Raw genomic sequence first — 1,251 nt, 5'->3', positions numbered from 1 at the left:
GTGGCCTGCCCCCGATTCTCCGGACAGTTTCGGTAGCTACACAGCCACCATATTTTCTTCAAACTGAACCGGGCTGAGATATCCAAGCACGGAGTGACGCCGCCGCGGATTGTAGAAGCGTTCAATGTAGTCGAACACGTCCGCCCGAGCGTCGTCGCGTGTCGGATATCGCTTTCGCGCGGCACGTTCCGTCTTGAGGCTGGAGAAGAAGCTCTCCATCGCGGCGTTATCCCAGCAGTTGCCCTTTCGACTCATGCTGCAAACGATGCCCTGGTCGGCTAGCAGCCGCTGGAAGTCTTCGCTGGTGTATTGGCTACCCTGATCGGAATGGTGTAACAGCTCCTTGGGTTTACCGCGCCGCCAGACCGCCATCAAGAGCGCATCGATGACCAGTTGCGCAGTCATTTCCGCCTTCATTGACCAGCCGACAATTCTTCGCGAGTACAGGTCCAGCACGGCCGCAACGTATAGCCAGCCTTCGTCGGTCCACAGGTACGTGAAGTCGGCCAGCCACTTCTTGTTCGGCGCATCCGCCTCGAACTCGCGCTGCAGCAGATTCGGTGCAATGCTGTGTTCGGGCCGCAGGCCCGCATCGTTGGGCGAGCGACGACGCTTCTTGCGCGCAGCCAGCCCGGCCGCCCTCATTAGGCGAGCAACGCGATGAATGCCGCAGTGCTCGCCCCAGGCAAGCACGTCGTGCCAAACACGTCGGCTACCGTAGGTCCGATCGCTCGCTTCGAAGCTTTGCCGAATCAGCCCCGTGAGCTTCTCGTTGGCGCGGGTACGCGGGCTTGGCCGCCTACTGAACCATTCGTAGAAGCCGCTGCGGGAAATTCCGAGCACTTCACATAGAACCCGAACCGGCCACACCGCCCGATGTTTGGCAACGAAGCCGAACTTCACGTCGGGTCCTTCGCGAAGTAGCCGAGCGCCTTTTTTAAGATATCGCGCTCCATCTTCACCCGCGCCAGTTCGCGCCGCAGTTGCTCAAGTTCCGCCTGGCTGTCGCTCTTCAGAGGCCTGCCAGGCGTCAAATCGGTGCGACCTTCTTCCGCATTCAACATCCATCGGCGCAGCACGCTGCGCTCGAGTCCCAGATCTCGGGCGACCGCTGTCGCCGTCATACCCGGCTGCGTTGCCAAACGCACCGCCTCGCGCTTGAACTCGTCCGAGAACTTCCTTCTTGTTCGCATCGATTCCTCCTAGACACATGTTGCCATGCAATGTGTCCGGAGAATCGGGAGCAGGCCA

The 1,251-nt window shown here is 60.4% G+C and carries 1 protein-coding gene; it reads right to left on the bottom strand.

Features of this window, described 5'->3' with window-relative positions; translation table 11 throughout:
• Window positions 1–36 precede the first annotated feature (36 nt).
• A protein-coding gene (locus GO615_RS27685; protein WP_169133054.1) for an IS3 family transposase occupies window positions 37–1,193 on the bottom strand; the annotation gives its coding sequence in 2 pieces (ribosomal slippage) (window positions 37–929 and window positions 929–1,193; 1,158 coding nt in all).
• Window positions 1,194–1,251: the final 58 nt, after the last annotated feature.

Source organism: Aromatoleum evansii, assembly GCF_012910805.1.
Lineage (GTDB): Bacteria > Pseudomonadota > Gammaproteobacteria > Burkholderiales > Rhodocyclaceae > Aromatoleum > Aromatoleum evansii.
The sequence above is the reverse complement of the archived record's forward strand: the minus strand, read 5'-3'. Positions and strand labels throughout refer to the sequence as shown.